Genomic DNA, 21224 nt, shown 5'->3' on the forward strand with positions numbered 1-21224 from the left:
CATCAAGCGAGGACCCCATCATGGCAAAGACTGCGACCAACGCGCCGGCGGGTACCGGCCGGATCAGCCAGGTCATCGGCGCCGTTGTCGACGTGCAGTTCGACGGGCATCTGCCGCAGATCCTGAACGCGCTCGAGACCAGCAACAACGGCAACCGCCTCGTCCTCGAGGTCGCCCAGCACCTCGGCGAGAACACCGTCCGCTGCATCGCCATGGACACGTCCGAGGGCCTGGTGCGCGGCCAGGAGGTGAAGGACACCGGCCAGCCGATCGCCGTTCCCGTCGGTGACGAGACCCTTGGCCGCATCCTCAACGTCGTCGGCGAGCCGATCGACGAGGCCGGTCCGGTCAAGACGACGCTGACCCGCGGCATCCACCAGCCGGCCCCGACCTTCGCCGAGCAGGCGACCGAGGCCGAGATCCTCGTCACCGGCATCAAGGTCGTCGACCTCCTCGCCCCCTACGCCAAGGGCGGCAAGATCGGCCTGTTCGGCGGCGCCGGCGTCGGCAAGACCGTGCTCATCCAGGAGCTGATCAACAACGTCGCCAAGGCCCACGGTGGCTACTCGGTGTTCGCCGGCGTCGGCGAGCGCACCCGCGAGGGCAACGACCTCTATCACGAGTTCATCGAGTCCGGCGTGAACAAGAAGGGCGGCGGCGAAGGCTCGAAGTGCGCCCTCGTGTTCGGCCAGATGAACGAGCCGCCGGGCGCCCGCGCCCGCGTCGCCCTCTCGGGCCTGACCATCGCCGAGCACTTCCGCGACCAGGGCCAGGACGTGCTGTTCTTCGTCGACAACATCTTCCGCTTCACCCAGGCGGGCTCCGAGGTGTCGGCGCTTCTCGGCCGCATCCCCTCGGCGGTGGGCTATCAGCCGACGCTCGCCACCGACATGGGCGCCCTCCAGGAGCGCATCACCACCACCCAGAAGGGCTCGATCACCTCGGTGCAGGCGATCTACGTGCCGGCGGACGACCTCACCGACCCGGCGCCGGCCACCTCCTTCGCCCACCTCGACGCGACGACCGTGCTCAACCGCTCGATCGCCGAGAAGGGCATCTATCCGGCGGTGGACCCGCTCGACTCGACCTCGCGCATGCTCGACCCCCGCGTCATCGGTGACGAGCACTACGCGGTGGCCCGCAAGGTCCAGCAGACCCTGCAGCGCTACAAGGCGCTCCAGGACATCATCGCCATCCTGGGCATGGACGAGCTCTCGGAAGAGGACAAGCTCACCGTCGCCCGCGCCCGCAAGGTCGAGCGCTTCCTCTCCCAGCCCTTCCACGTCGCCGAGGTCTTCACCGGTGCTCCGGGTAAGTTCGTCGATCTGAAGGACACGGTGAAGGGCTTCGCCGATCTCGTCGAGGGCAAGTACGACCACCTCCCGGAGGCCGCCTTCTACATGGTCGGCACCATCGAGGAGGCCGTCGAAAAGGGCCGCAAGCTCGCCGCCGAAGCCGCCTGAGCGGCCTGAGAAAGAGGATCGCACGACATGGCGACCTTCCATTTCGAACTGGTCTCGCCCGAGCGTCAGCTCTTCTCGGGCGCCGTCGAGCAGGTGGTGGTGCCGGGTTCCGAGGGTGACTTCGGCATCCTCGCGGGCCACTCGCCCTTCGTTTCGACGCTGCGGCCGGGCATCCTGACCATCCATGGCGATGGCCAGCCGAAGCGGCTCTATGTCCGCGGCGGCTTTGCCGAGGTGTCGTCGGGTGGCCTCACCGTGCTGGCCGAGCGCGCCACGCCGGTCGAGGACCTCAACGCTGCCCATCTCGACCAGGACATCAAGAACGCCGAGGAAGACCTCGCCGACGCCAAGGACGACGCGGCGCGGAACAAGGCCTCCGAGCGCCTCGACCAGCTCAAGGGCGTCAAGGCTGCCCTCGGCACGGCCGGCTCGACGCACTGAACCGCGTCCGGTTTCTGACTTTAGCGAAGGCCGCCTCCGGGCGGCCTTTTTGCGTTTGGGTTTGCTTGGCGACGGGATGCCGGTCGATGTGCGGCGAACCGCTACCGGCCGCGCTGCATCAGTGAAGTGCGTCCTTCGAGGCTGGCTGCCGCTCGCACCTCAGGATGAGGGAGGTTGAGAACGGCATCGGGGTTGGTCTCTGGGATGGCCGTCGCACCCCCGTCGGAAACCTGCAGGTCTCGTCCCACCTCATCCTGAGGTGCGAGCGGCAGCGAGCCTCGAAGGACGCAATTGGGCAATGCAGCGGGAGGGTGGGGGCGGCCCCAGTCGGCGCTCGAGGCGCAGCACCGGAACCTGCCTCAACACCTACCACGGAGCGTTACGCTCGTCAAGGACAAAAATCCTATTTTGGTGTTTGCGGGCTGCCGACCCTCACCCCAGATCCGTCGCCTTGATCCGCTTGACCCCCAAGGCCGCCATGTCGGCCCAGGCCTTGTCCAGCGAGCCGCCGAGGTCGATGGCGCGGCAGGCCTCCTCGACTACGAAGGTCTCCAGGCCCGCCTTGGCCGCATCCTGCGCCGTCCAGTTGACGCAGAAATCGGTGGCAAGGCCAACCACCACGGCGCGGGAGACGCCGCGCTCCTTGAGATAGCCGCCGAGCCCCGTCGCTGTCCGGCGGTCGGCCTCGAGGAAGCCGGAATAGCTGTCGACCTCCTTACGGTAGCCCTTGCGGATGATGGTCTGGGCATGGGGCAGGTCGAGCCCCTCGTGGAATTCGGCGCCGGCCGAATCCCAGGTGCAGTGGTCGGGCCAGAGGACCTGCGGCCCATAGGGCATCTGCACCACCTCGAAGGGCTTCTTGCCGGGATGGCTGGTGGCGAAGGAGGAATGGCCCTCGGGGTGCCAGTCCTGGGTGAAGACGACGTTCTGGAAGCGCCGGCCGATCGTGTTGCAGATGGCCACGACCTCGTCGCCCTTCGGCACGGCGAGGCGGCCGCCGGGGCAGAAGTCGTTCTGCACATCGACGACGATGAGCGCCGTCTGCCCGTCGATCGTCGGCCGCCCCTGGCCGCGGGCGGCCGTGGTCGCGGCGGTGGCGGTCAGCACCGAGGCTCCGGCGATCATGGTGCGGCGGTCGAGGGTGAAGGGTCCGGCGGCGGGAATTCGGGGTTCGGTCACGGCGGCCTCCTCAGGCATCAGGTCCTGAAGGCTAAGGCTACGCCGATCGCAGGATGGTGCGATGCGGGAGAACCCTGATGCCGCAGGGTCCGTCAGACCGGATGGGCGAAGGGCCGGAAGGCCTCGACGACCCGCTCATAGACGCCGCGCTTGAAGGGGATGATCAGGCCGGGCGTCGCGTGGAGGTCCTCCCAGCGCCAGGCCTCGAATTCCGGCTTGTGGTGGCCGCCGCCGGGGCGCAGCACGTCGATCTCGGCTTCCTCGCCGTCGAAGCGGAAGGCGAACCATTTCTGCGTCTGGCCACGATACTTGCCGCGCCAGGCCTGGCCGGCGACGACCTGCGGCAGGTCGTAGGCGAACCATTCGGCGGCCTCGGCCAGCAGCGTGACCGAGCGGACATTGGTTTCCTCGAAGAGCTCGCGGCGGGCGGTGGCGAGCGGGTCCTCGCCGGGATCGATGCCGCCCTGCGGCATCTGCCAGGCATGGGTCGCATCGACATGCTCGGGCGCCGGGCCCTTGCGGCGGCCGACGAAGACGCGGCCCTGCCGGTTGAAAAGGGCGACGCCGACGCAGGGCCGGTAGGGCAGGTCTTCGAAGCGGGGCATGGCGGTGTTCCGGTCGGACAGGCAGATTAGCCGGTGGGCGAACGGCGGGCCACCCCGGCGGAGACGGGGACCAGCAGGATGCCCCTAGCCTCCAGCGCCCGCGCCCAGCGGGCGACGCGGTCGATGGTCACCGGCAGGGCGGCGCCGACGCCGAGGGCAAAGCCTGTCTCCCGCGCCCTCGCCTCAAGACGGGCAAGCTGCGCATCGACCTCGGCCGGGGTCGGCACGCGGTCGAGATGGACATCGCCGCGCAGGGCCGGCTGCTGCAGGCCGGCGGCGATCTGGGGAATGAGGCTGCGCGCCGAGGTGCCGTCGTCCACCACCATCAGGCCGCGGCGGTTGGCTTCGCGCAGCACCGGGGTGAGGGCGCCCTCGGAGGCCGAGAACTTGGCGCCCATGTAGTTGACGATGCCGGCATAGCCCTGGAAGCGTGCCATCGACCAGTGGAGCCGCTCGATGTTGCGCTCCGCCGGCAGGGTGGTGAGCAGGGTGCGCGGGCCGGGATCGTTCTCGGGATAGTCGAGCGGCTCCATCGGCACCTGCAGGAAGACCTCGTGCCCGTCGGCGCGGGCCCTGGCGACGAGCCGCTCGAGGTCGCTCGGATAGGGCGCGAAGGCGAAGGAGATCTGCCCGGGCAGCTTCGTCATGGCCTCGGACGTGCTCTGCTGGCTGATGCCGAGGCCGCCGATGAGGATGGCGACGCGCGGCTGGGCCGGGTCGGCGCCGGGCGGCAAGCGCACGGCGCGGGCATAGACGTCGCGGGGCCGGCTGCCATCGGGGGCGACGCGCGGCAGGATGCCCTGCGGCGTGCGCTCGACGAGGCGCGGGTCGAGGCCGGCGGTCTGTTCGGGCGGCGGGGCGGCGACCCGCACCTGGCGGGACTGGCCGGACATGCCGTCGATGATGGAGATGGTGTTGCCCGGCTCCTCTGCGGGAGTGGCGGCGGGGGGCGGGGCTGCCCGCTGCTGCGGTGTCGGTTCGGCGGCCCGCGGCGGGGCGGTGGCGATGGCGGCGATGGCGCGCGGCTCGCCGCCGAGCGGATTGTGGATGAAGGCTATGGCCCCGGCGATGCCGAGGATCATCACGCCGACAACGCCGGCAGCGATCGGCACGAGCGGAAGCGCCGGCCACCGCCGCTTCGTCTCCTGGTCGCTGGCCACCCCAAGCGGGGCATTGAGGTCGTCGGTCATGGCGCCCGTGTCGGCGCGGTTCGGATCACCGCTCCCCTAGATCACGGGTCAAGCGTTAAACCTCGGTTAACCAAACCGCCGAAACCCTCCACCTTCCCCTGGGGCGGCCGGCGATTTTACCTGTTTTGCCGGCCGTGCTACGCACGGTCCCCTAGAAGACCAGGGAAGCGGGGCGTGCGATGAGCGCGACGATCTCCGCCGGCGTCGCCGCCATCGGCGAGGCGGCGAGCACCGAGGAGCAGATGCTGGAGATCGGCCGCAAGGCCCGGGCCGCCGCGCGGCGCCTGGCCCTGGCGACGCCGGCCCAGAAGGACGCCGCCCTCGCCGCCATGGCTCAGGCCATCCGCGCCCGCTCCGCCGCCATCTGCGAGGCCAATGCCGAGGACGTGGCCGAGGCCCGCCGCCAGGGCATGACCGCCTCCTTCGTCGATCGCCTCGCCCTCGATCCCGCCCGGGTCGACGCCATCGCGGCGGGCGTGGACCTCGTGCGCTCGCTGCCCGATCCGGTCGGCGAGGTGATGTCCGCCTGGGACCGGCCGAATGGTCTCCGCATCGAGCGCGTCCGCGTGCCGCTCGGGGTCGTCGGCGTCATCTACGAAAGCCGGCCGAACGTCACGGCGGATGCCGCGGCGCTGTGCCTCAAGTCGGGCAATGCCGCGATCCTGCGCGGCGGTTCGGACAGCTTCCGATCCTCCCGGGCGATCCACCAGGCCATCGCCGCGGGACTGGAGAAGGCGGGCCTGCCGGCTGCCGCCATCTCCCTCGTTCCGACCCGCGACCGCGAGGCCGTCGGCCTCATGCTGCAGGGCCTCAATGGCGCCATCGACGTGATCATTCCGCGCGGCGGCAAGAGCCTCGTCGCCCGCGTCCAGGCGGAGGCCCGCGTGCCGGTCTTCGCCCATCTCGACGGCAACAACCACGTCTATGTCCATGGCGCGGCGCCGCTCGCCATGGCCCGCGACATCGTGCTCAACGCCAAGATGCGGCGCACCAGCGTCTGCGGCGCGGCGGAGACGCTGCTGGTCGATGAGGCCTGCGCTGGCACCCATCTCAGGCCGCTCGTCACCGCGCTGATCGATGCGGGCTGCGAGGTTCGCGGTGACAGCCTCACCCGCATCGTCGATCCGCGGGTGAAACCGGCGAGCGAGGAGGACTGGTCCACCGAGTTCAGCGACGCGATCATCGCGGTGAAGGTGGTCTCCGGCCTCGGCGACGCCATCGCCCATATCGAGCGCTACGGCTCGCACCACACCGACGCGATCGTCACCACTGATCAGGTGGCGGCCGACCGCTTCCTCGCCGAGGTGGACAGCGCCATCGTGCTGCACAATGCCTCGACTCAGTTCGCCGATGGCGGGGAATTCGGCTTCGGCGCCGAGATCGGCATTGCCACGGGGCGCATGCATGCCCGCGGGCCGGTGGGCGTCGAGCAGCTCACCTCCTTCAAGTATCGGGTGCGCGGCGCGGGGCAGACCCGTCCGTGAGACCGCAGGGCAGCCGCATCGCCCGCCGCCGGCCGCGGCCGGGCGCCCGCCTCGTCCTGCCGCCGCATGCGCCGGGCATGCGCATCGGCCTGTTCGGCGGCTCGTTCAATCCGCCGCACGAGGCGCATCGGCTGGCGGCGCTCGCCGCGCTGAAGAAGCTCGGCCTCGACGCGGTCTGGTGGCTGGTGAGCCCCGGCAATCCTCTGAAGAGCGGCCGGGGCCTCGCCCCGCTGGAGGAACGGATCGCCGCGGCGAAGCGTCTCGCCCGCCACCCGCGCATCGCGGTGACAGGCATCGAGGCGTCGCTCGGCACACGCTATACCTCCGACACCATTGCCGCGCTCAAGGCGCGCTGCCGCGGCGTGCGCTTCGTCTGGATCATGGGCGCCGACAATCTCGCCCAGTTCCATCTCTGGCAGAACTGGCGCGGCATTGCGGCCATGCTGCCGCTGGCGGTGATCGACCGCCCCGGCGCCAGCCTGCGCGCCAGCGCCGGCGTCGCGGCCCAGACGCTCGCCCGCCATCGCCTCACCGAAAGCGACGGTCTGCTCCTCGCCGACGCCCGCCCGCCGGCCTGGATCTTCCTGCACGGATTGAAGTCGCCGCTGTCCTCGACGGCGCTCCGCGCAAAAATGCAACTTCATTCAAATTGACTCAATCGGCTTAGCCCGGGTTCAAGCCGCGGCCCCTAATGTGCCCCCAACAGCCACAGGGGCGGCGGACACATGAACGGCCTGATTTCCAAAAAAAAGGCGGAACAGCTTCTGTCGAGCGTCGACGTGCTGATCGTCGACGACAACCAGTTCATGCGCAAAGTCGTGCGCAACATCCTCATCAATATCGGCATCAAGACGATCCACGAGGCTGCCGATGGCCTCGCCGGCCTCGAGCACATCCGTGTGCACGCGCCGGACATCGTCATCCTCGACTGGGAGATGCCGATGCTGAACGGGGCGGAGCTGCTGCGCATCGTGCGCAATCCGCGCTCCTTCCCCATGCCCGACGTGCCGATTATCATGCTGACCTCGCATCTGGAGCGCTGGCGCGTGATGGAAGCGACGCGGCTCGGCGTGCACGAATTCGTCGCCAAGCCGATCTCGGGCAAGGCGCTGCTGGAGCGCATCATCTCCATCATCGTCAAGCCGCGGCCCATGGTGCAGCTCGACGGCTATTACGGGCCGGAGCCGCGCAAGCTGCTCGTCGAGCCCCGCCTCAAGGCGCGCGCCCAGCAGCAGCCCGCCAACGTCGCCTGAGCGACGCGAGGATTTCGGCGGGAGCCTTGCACCGGCAGGCCTTGCAAGGCCAGAGCGATCCGGTTCCAATCTCCTTCGAACCATTCGAAGGAGCTTCGCCGTGACCACCCAGACCGCCGCCGCCGCGCCGCCCGCCCATCCCGCGGGCCTCTCCATGATCGAGAAGCGGCGGATCGAGGCGGAAATCCTCAAGCACGTCTACGACCAGCTGAAAGAGAGCCACGGCATCGAGGTGGCGCGCTCAACCATCGGCGAGGCCGTGCGCCGGTCGGCCCTGGAACAGGCCTCGCGCTTCGCCGCGCAGCAGGGCAGCACCTCGCTGCAGGCCTTCATCGACATGCAGTCGCTGTGGACCGCCGAGGGGGCGCTCACCATCGAGGAGGTCGGCCGCTCCGAGACGACCTATGCCTTCAACGTCGTGCGCTGCCGCTATTCCGAGATGTACAAGGCCATGGGCCTCGGCGAGATCGGCGGGCTGCTGTCCTGCCAGCGCGACGGCACGTTCTGCGAGGGCTACGACCCCAAGCTGAAGCTGGAGCGCACCCAGACCATCATGCAGGGCGCCTCGCATTGCGACTTCCGCTTCAAATACGAGGCCGATCAGCCGAAGGGGTGAGGGGCCCAGCCCCAAGGCCCACCGCCCCCTCCGCCTCCTGACACCTCGGGGGTGGCGCGGCGCGGCACGGATCGCCATAAGGTCCCTATGGCGGAGGCGATTCAGGACCTGGGGGACATGGGGATGGGCGCACAGCCCATCCGCGGCCGTGTCACGCGGCTCGCCCTGTCGCGCTTCCGCAGCTACCGCGCCGCCACGCTTGAGCCCCGCGCCGATCTCGTCGCCCTTGTCGGGCAGAACGGCGCCGGCAAGACCAATGTCCTCGAGGCCCTCTCCTTCCTGACCCCCGGCCGCGGCCTCAGGCGCGCCACCCTTGCCGAGGCCGCCCATGACCAGGGCGATGGCGGCTGGGCGGTGAGCGCCACGGTGGAGGGGCCCTATGACGAGGCGGTGCTCGGCACCGGCATCGACGGCGGCGATCCGGAGACGCGGTCGCGCCAGTGCCGTGTCGACCGGGTGCCGGTGGGCTCCGCCGCCGCCTTTGCCGACCATGTCCGCGTCGTCTGGCTGACCCCCGCCATGGATGGGCTGTTCCTCGGCTCGGCCGGCGAGCGGCGGCGTTTCCTCGACCGGCTGGTGCTGGCGGTGGACGCCGACCATGGCAGCCGCGTCAACGCGCTGGAGCGCTCGCTGCGCTCGCGCAACCGCCTGCTCGAGGAGGTCGCGCCCGACCCGGCATGGCTCGACGCGGTGGAGCACGAGACGGCCGAGCTCGCCGTGGCGGTCGCCGCCGGCCGCGCCGAGACGGTGCGGCGCCTGGCCGGGCTGATCGAGGCCACCAAGGACCCGGCCTCGCCCTTTCCCTTCGCGCTGCTCGCCCTCGACGGGGCCCTGGAGGCCGGCGTGCTGGAGCGCCCGGCGGTGAGCGTGGAGGACGAGTATCGCGCCGTGCTGCGCGACAATCGCCACCGCGACCGTGCCGCCGGCCGCACCACGGCCGGGCCGCATCTGACCGACCTGCTCGCCGTCCACGGGCCCTCCGGCGCGCCGGCCGAGCGGTGTTCCACCGGCCAGCAGAAGGCGCTGCTGATCGGTCTCGTCCTCGCCCATGCGCGGCTCGTGGCGGAGATGGCGGGCTTCACGCCGGTGGTTCTGCTCGACGAGGTCGCGGCCCATCTCGACCCGGCCCGCCGCGCCGCGCTCTATGACGCGCTGGAGGCACTTGGCGCGCAGGTCTGGATGACCGGGGCCGATCCGCAGGCCTTCGAGGGTCTCGCGGCCCGCGCCGATATCTTCACGGTCGCCGACGGCCTCGTCTCCCGCTGAACCCCTCTAACGACGAAGCCCGCCTCGAGGGCGGGCTTCGATGCGTGTTCAGGTCGCGGCCGCGTCAGTGGGCGGCGGAGGCCGCGGTGCGGCGCTTGCGCACCACGAGGCCCACCAGCACCACGAAGACTGCGCCGGTGACGGCGGCGATGTAGTGCGGCAACGGAGCGGCCTTCCAGCCGACGGCGGGGTTGACCAGGTCCTGGACCACGAGGGCCGGGTTAAAGGCCTGGAGCTGCTTCAGGACGAAGGGGTCGTTCAGCAACATGTCGCCGGCGATCCAGCCGAGCAGGGCCGCGCCGGCCCAGACGAAGAGCGGGAAGCGCTCGATGATGCCAAGGATCAGCGCCGAGCCGAAGATGATCAGCGGGATGGTGAGCGCCAGTCCGAAGACAAAGAGCCAGACATTGCCGTGCGAGGCGGCGGCGATGGCGAGGACGTTGTCGAGGCTCATCACCGCGTCGGCAATGGCGACGGTGCGCACCGCGGCCCACAGATTGTCGGTCTCGGCGATTTCACCATGGCCGCCCTCTTCCTCACCGATCGCCAGCTTGGCGGCGATCCAGAGCAGCAGCAGGCCGCCGACGAGCTTCAGGAAGGGAATGGCGAGCAGGTAGGTGATGATCAGGGCGAAGATGATGCGCAGGCCGACGGCCGCGCCAGCGCCGAGAAGGACGCCCATCTTGCGCTGCTTCTCGGGCAGGCCGCGGCAGGCCAGCGCGATGACGACCGCGTTGTCGCCGGAGAGGAGGAGGTCGATCCAGATGATCTGGAGGAGGCCGATCCAGAATTGATTGTCCATGCCGCGTCCATCGGGTGCGACCGCGGGACGCGGCCGGGGGAGGGTGGTGCGACATAATACGTAATTGTGCAGATGTCAGCAGGGGCCCGCGATTTTTTTGCGAGCCCCTGCTGGGATCAGACTGCTTCGGCCGTTCGCGTCCGGCGAATCAGATAGGCGATGCCGATGACGATGGCCGCTCCGACCACTTCGGCCGGCAGTTCGAAGCGATGGACCACGTCGCCGCCGAGATAGCCCTTCACGAGCGGGTCGTTCAGCATCATGTCGCCGGCGAGCCAGCCGAGCAGGCCTGCACCGGCCCAGACGAGGATCGGCAGGCGCTCCAGCAGCTTCATGATGAGCGAGGCGCCGGCAACGATCAGCGGGATGGAGATGATCAGGCCGATGACCAGCATGGCCTTGCTGTCGCGGGCGACCGCGGCAATGGCCAGCACGTTGTCGAGGCTCATCACCGCATCGGCGATCGCCACCGTCTTCACCGCGTGGAAGAGCTTGTCGGAGGCCTGGATATGGTCGTCGCCCTCACCCTCGTCGGTGACGAGCTTCACGGCGATCCAGAAGAGCAGGAGGCCACCGGCGAGCCGCAGGAAGGGCATGTCGAGCAGGGTGGCGACAAAGAGCGTGAAGACGACGCGGAGCGCGATCGCGACACCGGCGCCAAGCACCATGCCAATCATCCGCTGGCGTTCGGGCAGGCCGCGGCAGGCCAGCGCGATGACGACCGCGTTGTCGCCGGAGAGAATGATGTTGATCCAGATGACCTGAAGAAGACCGATCCAGCTCAGAGTCGAGAAATCCATGGGGGCGCCCTACCGTGTGGGCGCCAAAATTAGGCAATTGCTGCCTTCATGGACATACGCAGTTGTTGCTACGTAAGGGCTCATGCTCAGCGAATGACTTCTCGAAACTACGTACGTGGAAGAATCTACGTACGTGATTTCAGTTAATCGTCGAGTTTCTCGGAAGGCTGCGGGAAACACCGTCCGTCATGCCCAGGCTTATCCCGGGCATCCACGAATTTCGTCGACGACGTGGTGGTCAAGTCGTGGATGGCCGGGACGAGCCCGGCCATGACGGTTGAGGTTCCCATGGCTGTTCTGCCGCGCCGGCAGGCGCGCCGTCGCAGCTCTCACGCCAGGGCGTCAGCCACCGCCTTGCCGCAGCCGATGGTGTCGGCCGTGCCGCCGAGGTCGCGGGTGCGATACTCGGCCTTCGCCAGGACTTCCTCGATGGCGCGGACGATGGCCGCGGCGGCCTCCGGCTCGCCGAGATGGTCGAGCATCATCGCCGCCGACCAGATCTGGCCGATCGGATTGGCGATGCCCTTGCCCGCGATATCCGGGGCCGAGCCGTGGACCGGCTCGAAGAGCGAGGGGAACTTGCGGTCCGGGTTGATGTTGCCCGAGGGCGCGATGCCGATGGTGCCGGTGCAGGCCGGCCCTAGGTCCGAGAGGATGTCACCGAAGAGGTTCGAGGCGACGACCACGTCGAAGCGGTCCGGGTTCAGGACGAAATGCGCGGTGAGAATGTCGATGTGGTACTGGTCCACGGCGACGTCCGGATAGGACTTCTTCATCTCGGCGACGCGCTCGTCCCAGTAGGGCATCGAGATCGAGATGCCGTTGGACTTGGTGGCGCTGGTCAGCTTCTTGCGCGGCCGCTTCATGGCGAGCTCGAAGGCATATTTCAGGATGCGGTCGACGCCGATGCGGGTCATCACCGTCTCCTGCAGCACGAATTCGCGCTCGGTGCCGGGGAACATGCGGCCGCCGACGGAGGAATATTCACCCTCGGTGTTCTCGCGCACGACGAAGAAGTCGATATCGCCGGGCTTGCGATTGGCCAGCGGCGAGGGCACGCCCGGCATCAGTTTCACGGGGCGCAGGTTCACATATTGGTCGAACTCGCGGCGCATCAGCAGCAGCGAGCCCCAGAGCGAGATGTGGTCGGGGATCTTGTCGGGCATGCCGACGGCGCCGAAGAAGATGGCGTCCGAGCCGCCGATCTTCGCCTTCCAGTCCTCCGGCATCATGCGTCCGTGCTTCTCGTAATAGTCCCAGGACGAGAAGTCGTGGTGGTCGAGATCGACCGAGAATCGGAACTTGGCGGCCGCGGCCTCAAGCACGCGCAGGCCCTCGGGCATGACCTCCTTGCCGATGCCGTCGCCGGGAATGACGGCGAGCTTGTAGGTATTGGAACGGGCCATGGGGATCCTCCGGTGCGTCGCGGCGGTGATAGGGTCTCCCGCCGTCTCGCGCCAGAGGACCAGTGACGACCTGCTATTCGTTGTCGGCGCGGATGGCGGCAATCACCGCATCGGTGACCTTGCGCGTCGTCGCCTTGCCGCCGAGATCCGGCGTGTGAAGCGACGCGTCGGCCGTGACGCGCTCGATGGCGCGCATCAGCCGGGCGGCCGCCTTCGGCTCCCCGACATGGTCGAGCATCATCGAGGCCGACCAGAAGGTGCCGATGGGGTTGGCGACGCCCTTGCCCGTGATGTCGAAGGCCGAGCCGTGGATCGGCTCGAACATCGAGGGGAATTCGCGCTCCGGATTGAGGTTGGCGGTCGGCGCAATGCCGAGCGAACCGGCGAGTGCGGCGGCGAGGTCGGAGAGGATGTCGGCGTGGAGGTTGGTCGCCACCACCGTGTCGATGGTCTCGGGCTTCAGGGTCATGCGCATGGTCATGGCGTCGACGATGGCCTTGTCCCAGGTCACGTCCGGGAACTCCTTCGCTACCTCCACCGCGATCTCGTCCCACATGACCATGGCGTAGCGCTGGGCGTTGGACTTGGTGACGACGGTGAGGAGCTTGCGGGGCCGCGACTGCGCCAGCTTGAAGGCGAAGCGCATGATGCGCGAGACGCCGGCGCGGGTCATCATCGACACGTCGGTCGCCGCCTCGATCGGCAGGCCCTGGTGGACGCGCCCGCCGACCCCGGCATATTCGCCCTCGGAATTCTCGCGGACGATGACCCAGTCGAGTTCCGGGCCGGTGACGTGACGCAGCGGCGAGGTGATGCCCGGCAGGATGCGGGTCGGGCGCACATTGGCGTACTGGTCGAAGGGCTGGCAGATGGCGAGCCGGAGGCCCCACAGCGTGATGTGGTCGGGAATGTCGGGGTGGCCGGCCGAGCCGAAGAGGATGGCGTCGTGGTGGCGGATCTGCTCGCGGCCGTCCTCCGGCATCATGCGGCCATGCGTCTTGTAGTACTCGCCACCCCAGTCGAAATGGTCGAAGGCCATGGCGAAGCCGCCGTCGCGGGCGGCGAGGGCCTCGAGAACCTCGACGCCGGCGGACACCACCTCAGTGCCGATGCCGTCTCCAGGAATGGCGGCGATGCGATAGGTCTTCATGGGCGGCAGTCCTCGGGCGCCAGAGGGTCGTCGGGGCGGTGTGATGCGCCCGGCGAACCCTCCTTGTCAATGATCCATTGCAGCTTCCATGGAAGATGATATGGATGTCCCGTCTTTGCCGGTGACCACCAGTGACCCTGTCGCGCTCCTCCGATCCGCCCAGCCGCCCGTCCCGGGGTGACGACGCTTATGCCGCCATCAAGGAGGCGATCCGCGACGGCACCTTCGCGCCCGGCTACCAGGCATCGGCGCAGGAGATCGCCCTCAGGCTTGGCGTCAGCCGCACGCCGGTCCACGAGGCGCTGCTGAAGCTGCAGGAGGAGGGGCTCGTCCGCATCGTGCCGAAGCGCGGCATCGTCATCTGCGCGCTGGCGCCCGACGATGTCCGCGAGATCTACGACGTGATGATCGCCATCGAGGGCCGAGCGGCCGAACTCGCTGCGGGCCTTCCCGACGAACGCCGTGAGAAGGTGGCCGATAGCCTCGCCGCGGCGACGGACCGCATGGCCGAGGCGCTCGCCGCGGGCGACATGCGGGCCTGGGGCGTCGCGGACGAGGCCTTCCATCGAGGCCTCGCGGAAGCCTGCGGCAATGGCCGCATCGACCGCATCGCCCGTACCGTCGCCGACCAGATGCACCGTGCCCGCATGCTCACGCTGAACCTGCGCGGCAACCTCGCCGCCTCCACCGCCGAACACGAGGCGATCGTCACGGCGATCCGGGCCGGTGATGGCGCTGCGGCCGACCGTGCCGCGCGCGCCCATCGCCAGCGCACGCAAGCCGAACTCCTGCCGCTGCTGGCGGCCTGGGGCCTGAAACATCTCTGAACCCACGAGGGGCAGCCGGGCCAACCGGCGTCCCGCCACAGGAGGAACCACCATGACTTGCCTGACCCGACGCGTGATCCTCGGCCTCGCCGCTGTCGCGGGCCTTGCCGCCACCCCGGCGGTGCAAGCCCAGACCTTCCCCGACCGGCCCATCACCCTCGTCGTCCCCTTCGCCGCGGGCGGGCCGACCGACATCATCGCCCGCATCATGGCCGAGCACATGAGCCGCACGCTGGGCCAATCCATCGTGGTCGAGAATGTCGCGGGTGCCGGCGGCACCACCGGCTCGACCCGTGTCGCCCGCGCCACGCCCGACGGCTACACGCTCGTCATGGGCAATCTCGGCACGCACTCGGCTTCGCTCGGCCTCTATCCGCGCCTCGGCTATGATCCGCGCACCGATTTCGAGCCGGTGATCAATGCCGCCGGCACGCCCATGCTGATCGCCGCGCACAAGGATTTCCCGGCCAACACGCTGTAGGAGATGATCGCGCTGATCCGCGCCAATCCCGGCCGCTACAACTACGGCCATGGCGGCGTCGGCTCGACCTCGCACCTGACCTGCGTCTTCTTCCACCACCTCGTCGGCGCGCCGGTGCAGCACGTGCCGTTCCGCGGCTCCGGCCCGGCCATGGCGGCGCTGCTCGGCAAGCAGCTCGACTATGTCTGCGACCAGACCGTCGGCATCGTGCCGCAGCTCGCCAACCTCAAGACCTTCGTGGTGGCGACGCCCGGCCGCCTGCCGACGGCACCGGACGTGCCGACCAGCGCCGAGGCGGGTCTTGCCGCCTTCCAGGCGGTGGGCTGGAATGCCATCTTCGCGCCGAAGGGCACGCCGAAGGAGATCGTTGACCGGCTGAACGCCGCCGGTCGTGCGGCGCTGGCCGACGAGGGCGTGCGCCGCCGCCTGCTCGAGCTCGGCTGCGAGATCCCGGATGCGGCCGGCCAGACCCCGGATGCGCTGCGGGCGCATGTGGCCGCGGAGGTCGACAAGTGGACGCCGGTCATCAAGGCGGCCGGCGTGACCGCGAACTGAGGGCTACCGGGTGTCGCGCGAGACTGCCGCGACATCGATGACGTGCCTGAGCCTCAACCGTCATGCCCGGCCTTGTGCCGGGCATCCACGACTTCCCCGCAGCGGCCGTGGTCGAGTGGTGGATGGCCGGGACCAGCCCGGCCATGACGCGGGAACGGCGGCGCCCAACAGCCGCGGCTCGCTTTGCTCCGCACGGCGCGCCCCGGCACATCAGCCGAAGAACGCCTGCAGCTCGCCCGCAACCTCCTCGGGAAGCTCCTCCGCAAGGTAATGCCCGCCCGGCAGGGCGCGGCCGGACACATCCACAGCCCGCTGCCGCCAGAGCTCCAGCGCATCGAAGCAGCGCTCGATGACGCCATGTTGCCCCCAGAGAACCCGCATCGGGCAGGCGACCTTCCTGTCGCCGTCGGCATCGTCATGGGCGATGTCGATGGTCGCCGCGGCGCGGTAGTCCTCGCAGCTGGCGTGGATCGTGGCGGGATCGCGGAAGCAGCGCAGGTACTCGGCCAGCGCCTCGGGCGTGAAGGGCGCGAGGCCCGCCGATCCCGAGCCGCATTTCTTCAGCCAGTAGGCATCCGGGTCGGCGGCGATCATCCGCTCGGGGAAGGGCGCGGGGGTGATGAGGAAGAACCAGTGCCAGTAGGCACGGGCGAAGGCATCTGTGGTCCCCGCATACATCTCGCGGGTCGGCGCGATGTCGAGCACGCAGAGCTTCTTCACCCGCTCCGCGTGGTCGAGGGCGAGCCGGTGGGCGACGCGGGCGCCGCGGTCATGGCCGCAGACGAAGAAGCTCTCGTGGCCGAGGGTGGTCATCACCTCCGCCATGTCCTGGGCCATGACGCGCTTCGCATAGGGCGTGTGACCGGCATCGGTCGCCGGCTTGCCGCTGTCGCCATAGCCGCGCAGGTCGGCGGCGACGACGGTGAACCGCTCGGCAAGACGAGGGGCGACCTTGTGCCAGAGCACATGGGTCTGCGGATAGCCGTGCAGCAGCAGCAGGGCCGGACCCGTGCCGCCGGTGCGCAGCCGGATCGTCGTGCCGGAGGTGGCGATATCCAGCTTTCTGAAGCCGGGGAAGAGACGGTCCGTCACCACATGCTCGATCATGCATCCTCCTCGGCACCACACCCGGATGCCGCAGCCTTGCCGCGAAGCGTCGCAGCCCTAGCTCCTTACTATCCAAGGCTCGGGGAATTGGGTATGGCGTGGGTCAACCGGGCAACACAGGACCCGGACGCGAAATTTCCAGAGAGTTCAGGAGGACCTTGATGAATCGTCGCCACATCCTCGCCGCGACCGCCGCCGCCCTCGTGGCGGGCGTCGCCCCGGCTGCCGCGCAGACCTTTCCGGCGCGCCCGATCACCATGATCATTCCCTTCGCCGCTGGCGGCCCGACCGATGTTGTCGCCCGTATCGTTGCCGAGGCCATGTCGAAGAACCTCGGCCAGGCCATCGTTATCGAGAACGTCGCCGGCGCCGGCGGCACCACCGGCTCGACCCGCCTCACCCAGGCGGCCCCGGATGGCTACTCGATCATGATCGGCCACACCGGCACCCATGCCGCCTCCGTCGCGCTCTATCCGAACCTGCGCTACAACCCGGTTTCGGATTTCGCGCCGATCGGCCTCGTCAACACCAATGCCATCCTGATCACCGCCAAGAAGGCGCTGCCGCCGAACAACCTCACCGAGTTCGTCGCCTGGCTGAAGGCCAATGAGCGCACCGCCAACAACGCCCATGCCGGCATCGGCTCGGTCAGCCACACGACCTGCCTCCTGCTGCACGCCATCGTCGGCGTGAAGCCGCAGTCGGTGCCCTATCGCGGCACGGGCCCGGCCATGAACGACCTCGTCGCCGGCCAGGTCGACTATCTCTGCGACCAGGTGGTCAACGTCGCCCCGCAGGTTCGCGCTGGCACGATCAAGGCCTTCGCCGTCGCCCAGCCGCAGCGCAACGCCGCCCTGCCTGATGTCCCGACCACTGCTGAGGCCGGCCTGCCCGGCTATCAGGTCGTCGTCTGGAACGCGATGCTCGCTCCGAAAGGCACGCCGGATGCCGTCGTCACCCGCCTCAACCAGGCCCTGGTCGCGGCTCTCGCGGATGACGGCGTGAAGGCCCGCCTCGCCGAACTCGGCGCCGACCTGCCGGCCGCCAATCTCGCCACCCCTGCTGGCCTGCGTGCCTTCCTCGAGGCCGAGATCGCCAAGTGGACGCCGGTCATCAAGGCGGCGGGCGTCACCGCCTCCAACTGATCGGCTGGGCTGCGCCGCAGCTTCGCCGTCCCACAAGCGAAAGGCCCCGCCATTGGCGGGGCCTTTTTCTCGTTCAACGCGTTCCCGGCAGGCGCTGATCGAAGCGGCGCGACCATTCGGTGAGGATGCGATCGCGGTTCTGGGCCATCCAGGAGAAGTCGCTGCGCAGCATCCGCGCTTCGGCGAATGGCGGATAGTTCGCCGGCCTGTTGGTTACGTCGCGATGGGCGACCACGGCGTAGAATTGGCCGTAGAGTTCGTTGGCGCGCTTGCTCGCAGCCCAGTCAGCGATGCGCCGGGCGGCAGCGGCCTGGACCGCCGGCCGGTTCCGCATCAGGGCGAAGGCTTCCATCTCCCAGCCCGCGCCATCCTCCGGCACGACGACGTCGATGGGCGCTCCTTGCGTCTTCTCGCGGGCACCACGCATGTCGAAGGACAGGCCGAGGACGCGCTCGCCACGCCCGGCCTGGACGCAGGGCGCGCTTCCCGAATGGGTGTAGAGCGCGATGCTCTCGTGCAACTGCTCCATGAAGCGCCAGGCTGCCTCCTCGCCCATCATCTGGATCCAGCCGGAAACCAGCAGGAACCCGGTCCCGGAGGAGGCGGGATGGGGCATGACGATGCGTTGCCGGAGCGTCGGATGGAGCAGGTCGCGCCACCGGTTGATCGGCGGCGCGCCGACCTTGCGCGCCTCGTCGCGGTTGAAGCAGATCGCCGCGACATAGGCGTCCATGCCGGTCCAGCGATAGGCGGCGCTGCTGTCCTGGAAGGCCGGCTTCAGCTGATCCACGCCGGCGGGACGATAGGGCTCCAGCAGGTCCTGCTCAGCGAAGAGCAACAGGCTGGTGCCGGCAAGGCCGAGGATCATGTCGGCGCGTGGCGCGGCGCGCTCGGCCAGAACGCGGGCAGTGATGACGCCGGTGGAATCGCGCACCCAGCGCACCTCGATGTCCGGCAGATCCGTCTCGATGGCCTGTTTGAGCGCATTGAGCTGGTCGGTCTCGACCGAGGTATAGAGCGTCACGACGGTGCGCGCCTGGGCGAAGACCGCTCCGGTGGCAGCCGCGAGAGCGACGGCGGCCGACAGGGCGAGAGCGGCGAAGCGGCGCGTCGGCGTCATGGTTCGGCATCCCCTTGGCTTGGTGCGGGCTCGGCCAGAGCCTCGCATGAGGCCGCCGCCCTATTCTACCAGCACAGCGCGGAAATCGTTGACGTTGGTATGTGACGGTCCAGTGACGACGAGGCCGTCCACCGCAGCGAAGAAGCCGAAGCCGTCGTGGCGGTCGAGGAAGGCGCGCAGCGAGAGGCCCTGGGCTTCGGCTGCGGCGAGAACGGCGGGGGTCACCAGTGCGCCGGCATTGGCCTCGATGCCGTCGATGCCGTCGGTGTCGAGGGCGATGGCGTGGATCCGGTCGCGCAAGGCGCGCGGCAGCGGCTGTATCGCGGCGGCGAAGGCGAGGGCGAACTCGGAATTGCGGCCGCCGCGCCCGGTCGTTCTCTCCCGCGGCAGGGTGACGGTGGTCTCGCCGCCGGAGAGGATGAGGAGCGGGGCGGGGAAGGGCAGGCCATGTTCGAGTACCGAGCGGGCCAGCGCCGCATGGACCTGCGCCACGTCGCGCGCCTCGCCCTCGATGGTGTCGCCGAGGACGAGGGTGCGCAGCCCCTCGCGCTCAGCGATGGCCGCGGCGGCGCGCAGGCTCTCCACCGGCCGGGCGATCATGCGGATGTCGAGGCCGCCGGCGAAGGCGGGATGGTCGGGCTTCACGCTCTCTGAGGCCGGGCTTTCGAGATGCGCCATCACGGCGGCGGGCAGGTCCATGCGGTAGCGGCGGACGATGGCGAGGGCCTCCTCGCGCGTCGTCGGGTCCGGCACCGTCGGGCCCGAGGCGATGACGGCGGGGTCATCGCCCGGCACGTCGGAAATGGTGATGGTGACGAGCTTCGCCGGATGGGCTGCCGCGGCGAGCCTGCCGCCGGCAATGGCCGAGACATGTTTGCGCACGCAGTTCATGGCGGTGATGTCGGCGCCCGAGGCGAGGAGGGCGGCATTCACGGCCTTGAGGTCGTCGAGGCTGAGGTCGCCGCCGGGCAGGGCGAGCAGCGCCGAGCCGCCGCCGGAGATGAGCGCCACGACCAGGTCGTCAGCCCCGAGCCCGTCGAGCCGCGACAGGATGCGCCGGCTCGCGGCGAGGCCCGCAGCGTCCGGAACGGGGTGGGAGGCTTCCAGCACCTCGATGCGCGAACATGGCACCGCATGGCCGTAGCGGGTGACGACGGTGCCCTCGAGCGGCGCCGGCCAGAGCTTCTCAAAGGCGGCGGCCATGCTGGCAGCGGCCTTGCCGGCGCCGATCACCACGGTGCGGCCGGCGGGCACCTGCGGCAGGTGCTCGGCGATGCGGTCGGGCAGCGCAGCACGGATGGCGGCGTGGCCGAGCGACAGGAGGAAGGCGCGGGGATCGGTCACGGCTGGGTCCTCATTCATTGCCGGTGGCGCCGCGGTTGAAGCGCTGGCGGATGCGCTGGAGCAGCATGTCGCGCACCTGGCGATAGGCGTCGAGGCGCTGCTCGCGCGAGCCTTGGGCGAGCGTCGGGTCGGGCGTCGGCCAATATTCGACGTCCATGTCGTTGGTGCGGGTGAGGTCGAGGGCGCGGTGGTGCGCGTCGGGGGCGAGGGTGACGACGAGGTCGAAATTCAGCCCCTCCCATTCCTCCAGCTCCTCGATGGTCTTGGGGCGGGTCTTCTGGGTGTCGATGCCGATCTCGTCCATCACCGCATCGACGAAGGGGTCGTGCTCGCCTTTGTGGACGCCGGCACTATCGGTGAAGATCCGCTGGCCGAAGAAATGCTTCATGATCGCGGCGGCCATGGGCGAGCGCACCTGGTTCATGCCGCAGGCAAAGAGCACGGCCTGGGGGTTCTTGCGCCGGTCCGAGACCACCTCAGCCCTTCCAGTGCAGGACCGAGACGAGGGTGAAGAGGCGGCGGGCCGTGTCGAAGTCGAAGTCCAGCTTGTCCTTCAGCCGTTCGCGCAGCGTCTCCGAACCCTCGTTGTGCAGGCCGCGGCGGGCCATGTCGATGGTCTCGATCTGCGACGGGGTGGCGTGGCGGATGGCGTCGTAATAGCTGTCGCAGATCATGAAATAGTCCTTCACGATCCGCCGGAACGGCGTCAGCGACAGGATGTGCGTCACCACCTGTCGGCCATCCTCATGCTTCACGTCGAGGACGAGCTTGCCGTCCGACAGCGAGATGTGGAGCGTGAAGGGCCCGCTCTCGATGCCGACCGGGCAGAAGCTGTTCTCCTCCAGCAGATCGTAGATGGCGATGGCCCGCTCGTGCTCGATATCGGGCGAGGAGCGGCCGATGGAGGCCTCGTCGATCGTGACCGCCACGAGGCGCCGGCCGGGTGCCTTGCCTCCGTCCTGTCCCTCCCGATCGGTCATGGTCGTCCTT

General features: G+C 69.2%; 21 protein-coding genes and 1 pseudogene. 10 read left to right on the top strand and 12 right to left on the bottom strand.

What is annotated here, in order from left to right:
- Window positions 1-20: 20 nt before the first annotated feature.
- Both atpD and O9344_RS13460 read left to right on the top strand, forming a co-directional pair.
- On the top strand, window positions 21-1463 hold the full coding sequence (gene atpD / locus O9344_RS13455) for a F0F1 ATP synthase subunit beta (protein WP_298478058.1): 1443 nt from the start codon (window positions 21-23) through the stop codon (window positions 1461-1463).
- A 27-nt stretch (window positions 1464-1490) separates the two neighbouring features.
- Entirely contained in the window at window positions 1491-1904 is a 414-nt protein-coding gene (locus O9344_RS13460) for a F0F1 ATP synthase subunit epsilon (protein ID WP_298478060.1), read from the top strand.
- A gap of 432 nt (window positions 1905-2336) precedes the next feature.
- On the opposite strand, the gene pncA is transcribed toward O9344_RS13460, so the two are convergent.
- The 3 genes from pncA to O9344_RS13475 form a co-directional block, all read right to left on the bottom strand.
- Window positions 2337-3083, bottom strand: a complete 747-nt coding sequence (gene pncA / locus O9344_RS13465; RefSeq protein ID WP_298478062.1) for a bifunctional nicotinamidase/pyrazinamidase — start codon at window positions 3081-3083, stop codon at window positions 2337-2339.
- A 92-nt stretch (window positions 3084-3175) separates the two neighbouring features.
- Window positions 3176-3688 carry an RNA pyrophosphohydrolase gene (locus O9344_RS13470; RefSeq protein ID WP_298478064.1) on the bottom strand — a complete coding sequence of 171 codons (513 nt, stop codon included), beginning with the start codon at window positions 3686-3688 and terminating at the stop codon, window positions 3176-3178.
- Window positions 3689-3714: 26 nt separating this feature from the next.
- Window positions 3715-4878 (bottom strand): divergent polysaccharide deacetylase family protein, encoded by a 1164-nt coding sequence (locus O9344_RS13475; RefSeq protein ID WP_298478066.1) that lies wholly within the window; start codon window positions 4876-4878, stop codon window positions 3715-3717.
- Between the two features lie 179 nt (window positions 4879-5057).
- Here O9344_RS13475 and O9344_RS13480 point away from each other — a divergent pair, with 179 nt between their 5' ends.
- The 5 genes from O9344_RS13480 to recF all read left to right on the top strand — a co-directional run bounded on the left by O9344_RS13480 (window position 5058) and on the right by recF (window position 9497).
- A complete protein-coding gene (locus O9344_RS13480) occupies window positions 5058-6362 on the top strand; it encodes a glutamate-5-semialdehyde dehydrogenase (RefSeq protein WP_298478068.1) in 1305 nt (434 codons plus the stop codon).
- Between the two features lie 77 nt (window positions 6363-6439).
- Entirely contained in the window at window positions 6440-7015 is a 576-nt protein-coding gene (locus O9344_RS13485) for a nicotinate-nucleotide adenylyltransferase (protein WP_298478551.1), read from the top strand.
- A gap of 72 nt (window positions 7016-7087) precedes the next feature.
- The gene (locus O9344_RS13490; protein ID WP_298478070.1) at window positions 7088-7615 is read left to right on the top strand and encodes a response regulator; all 528 of its coding nucleotides are present in this window, start codon (window positions 7088-7090) and stop codon (window positions 7613-7615) included.
- Between the two features lie 100 nt (window positions 7616-7715).
- Entirely contained in the window at window positions 7716-8231 is a 516-nt protein-coding gene (locus tag O9344_RS13495) for an L-2-amino-thiazoline-4-carboxylic acid hydrolase (protein WP_298478072.1), read from the top strand.
- A 123-nt stretch (window positions 8232-8354) separates the two neighbouring features.
- Window positions 8355-9497, top strand: a complete 1143-nt coding sequence (gene recF / locus O9344_RS13500; protein WP_298478074.1) for a DNA replication/repair protein RecF — start codon at window positions 8355-8357, stop codon at window positions 9495-9497.
- Window positions 9498-9561: 64 nt separating this feature from the next.
- Here the strand turns inward: recF and O9344_RS13505 are convergent, their stop codons facing one another.
- The 4 genes from O9344_RS13505 to O9344_RS13520 all read right to left on the bottom strand — a co-directional run bounded on the left by O9344_RS13505 (window position 9562) and on the right by O9344_RS13520 (window position 13655).
- Complete coding sequence (locus O9344_RS13505) at window positions 9562-10299, bottom strand: TerC family protein (RefSeq protein ID WP_298478076.1); 738 nt, start codon at window positions 10297-10299, stop codon at window positions 9562-9564.
- A 116-nt stretch (window positions 10300-10415) separates the two neighbouring features.
- Entirely contained in the window at window positions 10416-11099 is a 684-nt protein-coding gene (locus tag O9344_RS13510; RefSeq protein WP_298478079.1) for a TerC family protein, read from the bottom strand.
- Between the two features lie 329 nt (window positions 11100-11428).
- Window positions 11429-12505, bottom strand: coding sequence for a tartrate dehydrogenase (locus tag O9344_RS13515; RefSeq protein ID WP_298478081.1), 1077 nt, complete (start codon window positions 12503-12505; stop codon window positions 11429-11431).
- A gap of 73 nt (window positions 12506-12578) precedes the next feature.
- The gene (locus tag O9344_RS13520; RefSeq protein ID WP_298478083.1) at window positions 12579-13655 is read right to left on the bottom strand and encodes a tartrate dehydrogenase; all 1077 of its coding nucleotides are present in this window, start codon (window positions 13653-13655) and stop codon (window positions 12579-12581) included.
- A 131-nt stretch (window positions 13656-13786) separates the two neighbouring features.
- On the opposite strand from O9344_RS13520, the gene O9344_RS13525 reads away from it, so the two are divergent.
- Both O9344_RS13525 and O9344_RS13530 read left to right on the top strand, forming a co-directional pair.
- Complete coding sequence (locus O9344_RS13525; protein WP_298478085.1) at window positions 13787-14482, top strand: GntR family transcriptional regulator; 696 nt, start codon at window positions 13787-13789, stop codon at window positions 14480-14482.
- A 208-nt stretch (window positions 14483-14690) separates the two neighbouring features.
- A pseudogene (locus O9344_RS13530) lies at window positions 14691-15518 on the top strand (tripartite tricarboxylate transporter substrate-binding protein).
- Window positions 15519-15728: 210 nt separating this feature from the next.
- Here the strand turns inward: O9344_RS13530 and O9344_RS13535 are convergent.
- Window positions 15729-16625 (bottom strand): alpha/beta hydrolase, encoded by an 897-nt coding sequence (locus O9344_RS13535; protein WP_298478089.1) that lies wholly within the window; start codon window positions 16623-16625, stop codon window positions 15729-15731.
- A gap of 161 nt (window positions 16626-16786) precedes the next feature.
- On the opposite strand from O9344_RS13535, the gene O9344_RS13540 reads away from it, so the two are divergent.
- Window positions 16787-17770 (top strand): tripartite tricarboxylate transporter substrate-binding protein, encoded by a 984-nt coding sequence (locus tag O9344_RS13540; protein WP_298478091.1) that lies wholly within the window; start codon window positions 16787-16789, stop codon window positions 17768-17770.
- A gap of 73 nt (window positions 17771-17843) precedes the next feature.
- Here O9344_RS13540 and O9344_RS13545 read toward each other — a convergent pair whose 3' ends face one another.
- From O9344_RS13545 to O9344_RS13560, 4 genes are read right to left on the bottom strand one after another with little or no spacing between them, the layout of a single operon-like run.
- Window positions 17844-18890: a putative 2-aminoethylphosphonate ABC transporter substrate-binding protein gene (locus O9344_RS13545; protein WP_298478094.1), complete on the bottom strand. Its 1047-nt coding sequence runs from the start codon at window positions 18888-18890 to the stop codon at window positions 17844-17846.
- Window positions 18891-18950: 60 nt separating this feature from the next.
- A complete protein-coding gene (locus tag O9344_RS13550) occupies window positions 18951-20252 on the bottom strand; it encodes a glycerate kinase (protein ID WP_298478097.1) in 1302 nt (433 codons plus the stop codon).
- Window positions 20245-20709, bottom strand: coding sequence for a low molecular weight phosphatase family protein (locus O9344_RS13555; protein WP_298478100.1), 465 nt, complete (start codon window positions 20707-20709; stop codon window positions 20245-20247). The genes O9344_RS13550 and O9344_RS13555 overlap by 8 nt, the downstream gene beginning before the upstream one ends.
- A 1-nt stretch (window position 20710) precedes the next feature.
- A complete protein-coding gene (locus tag O9344_RS13560; protein ID WP_298478103.1) occupies window positions 20711-21214 on the bottom strand; it encodes a UPF0262 family protein in 504 nt (167 codons plus the stop codon).
- Window positions 21215-21224: the final 10 nt, after the last annotated feature.

The sequence above is a fragment of the Phreatobacter sp. genome (assembly GCF_027532945.1).
Taxonomy (GTDB): domain Bacteria; phylum Pseudomonadota; class Alphaproteobacteria; order Rhizobiales; family Phreatobacteraceae; genus Phreatobacter.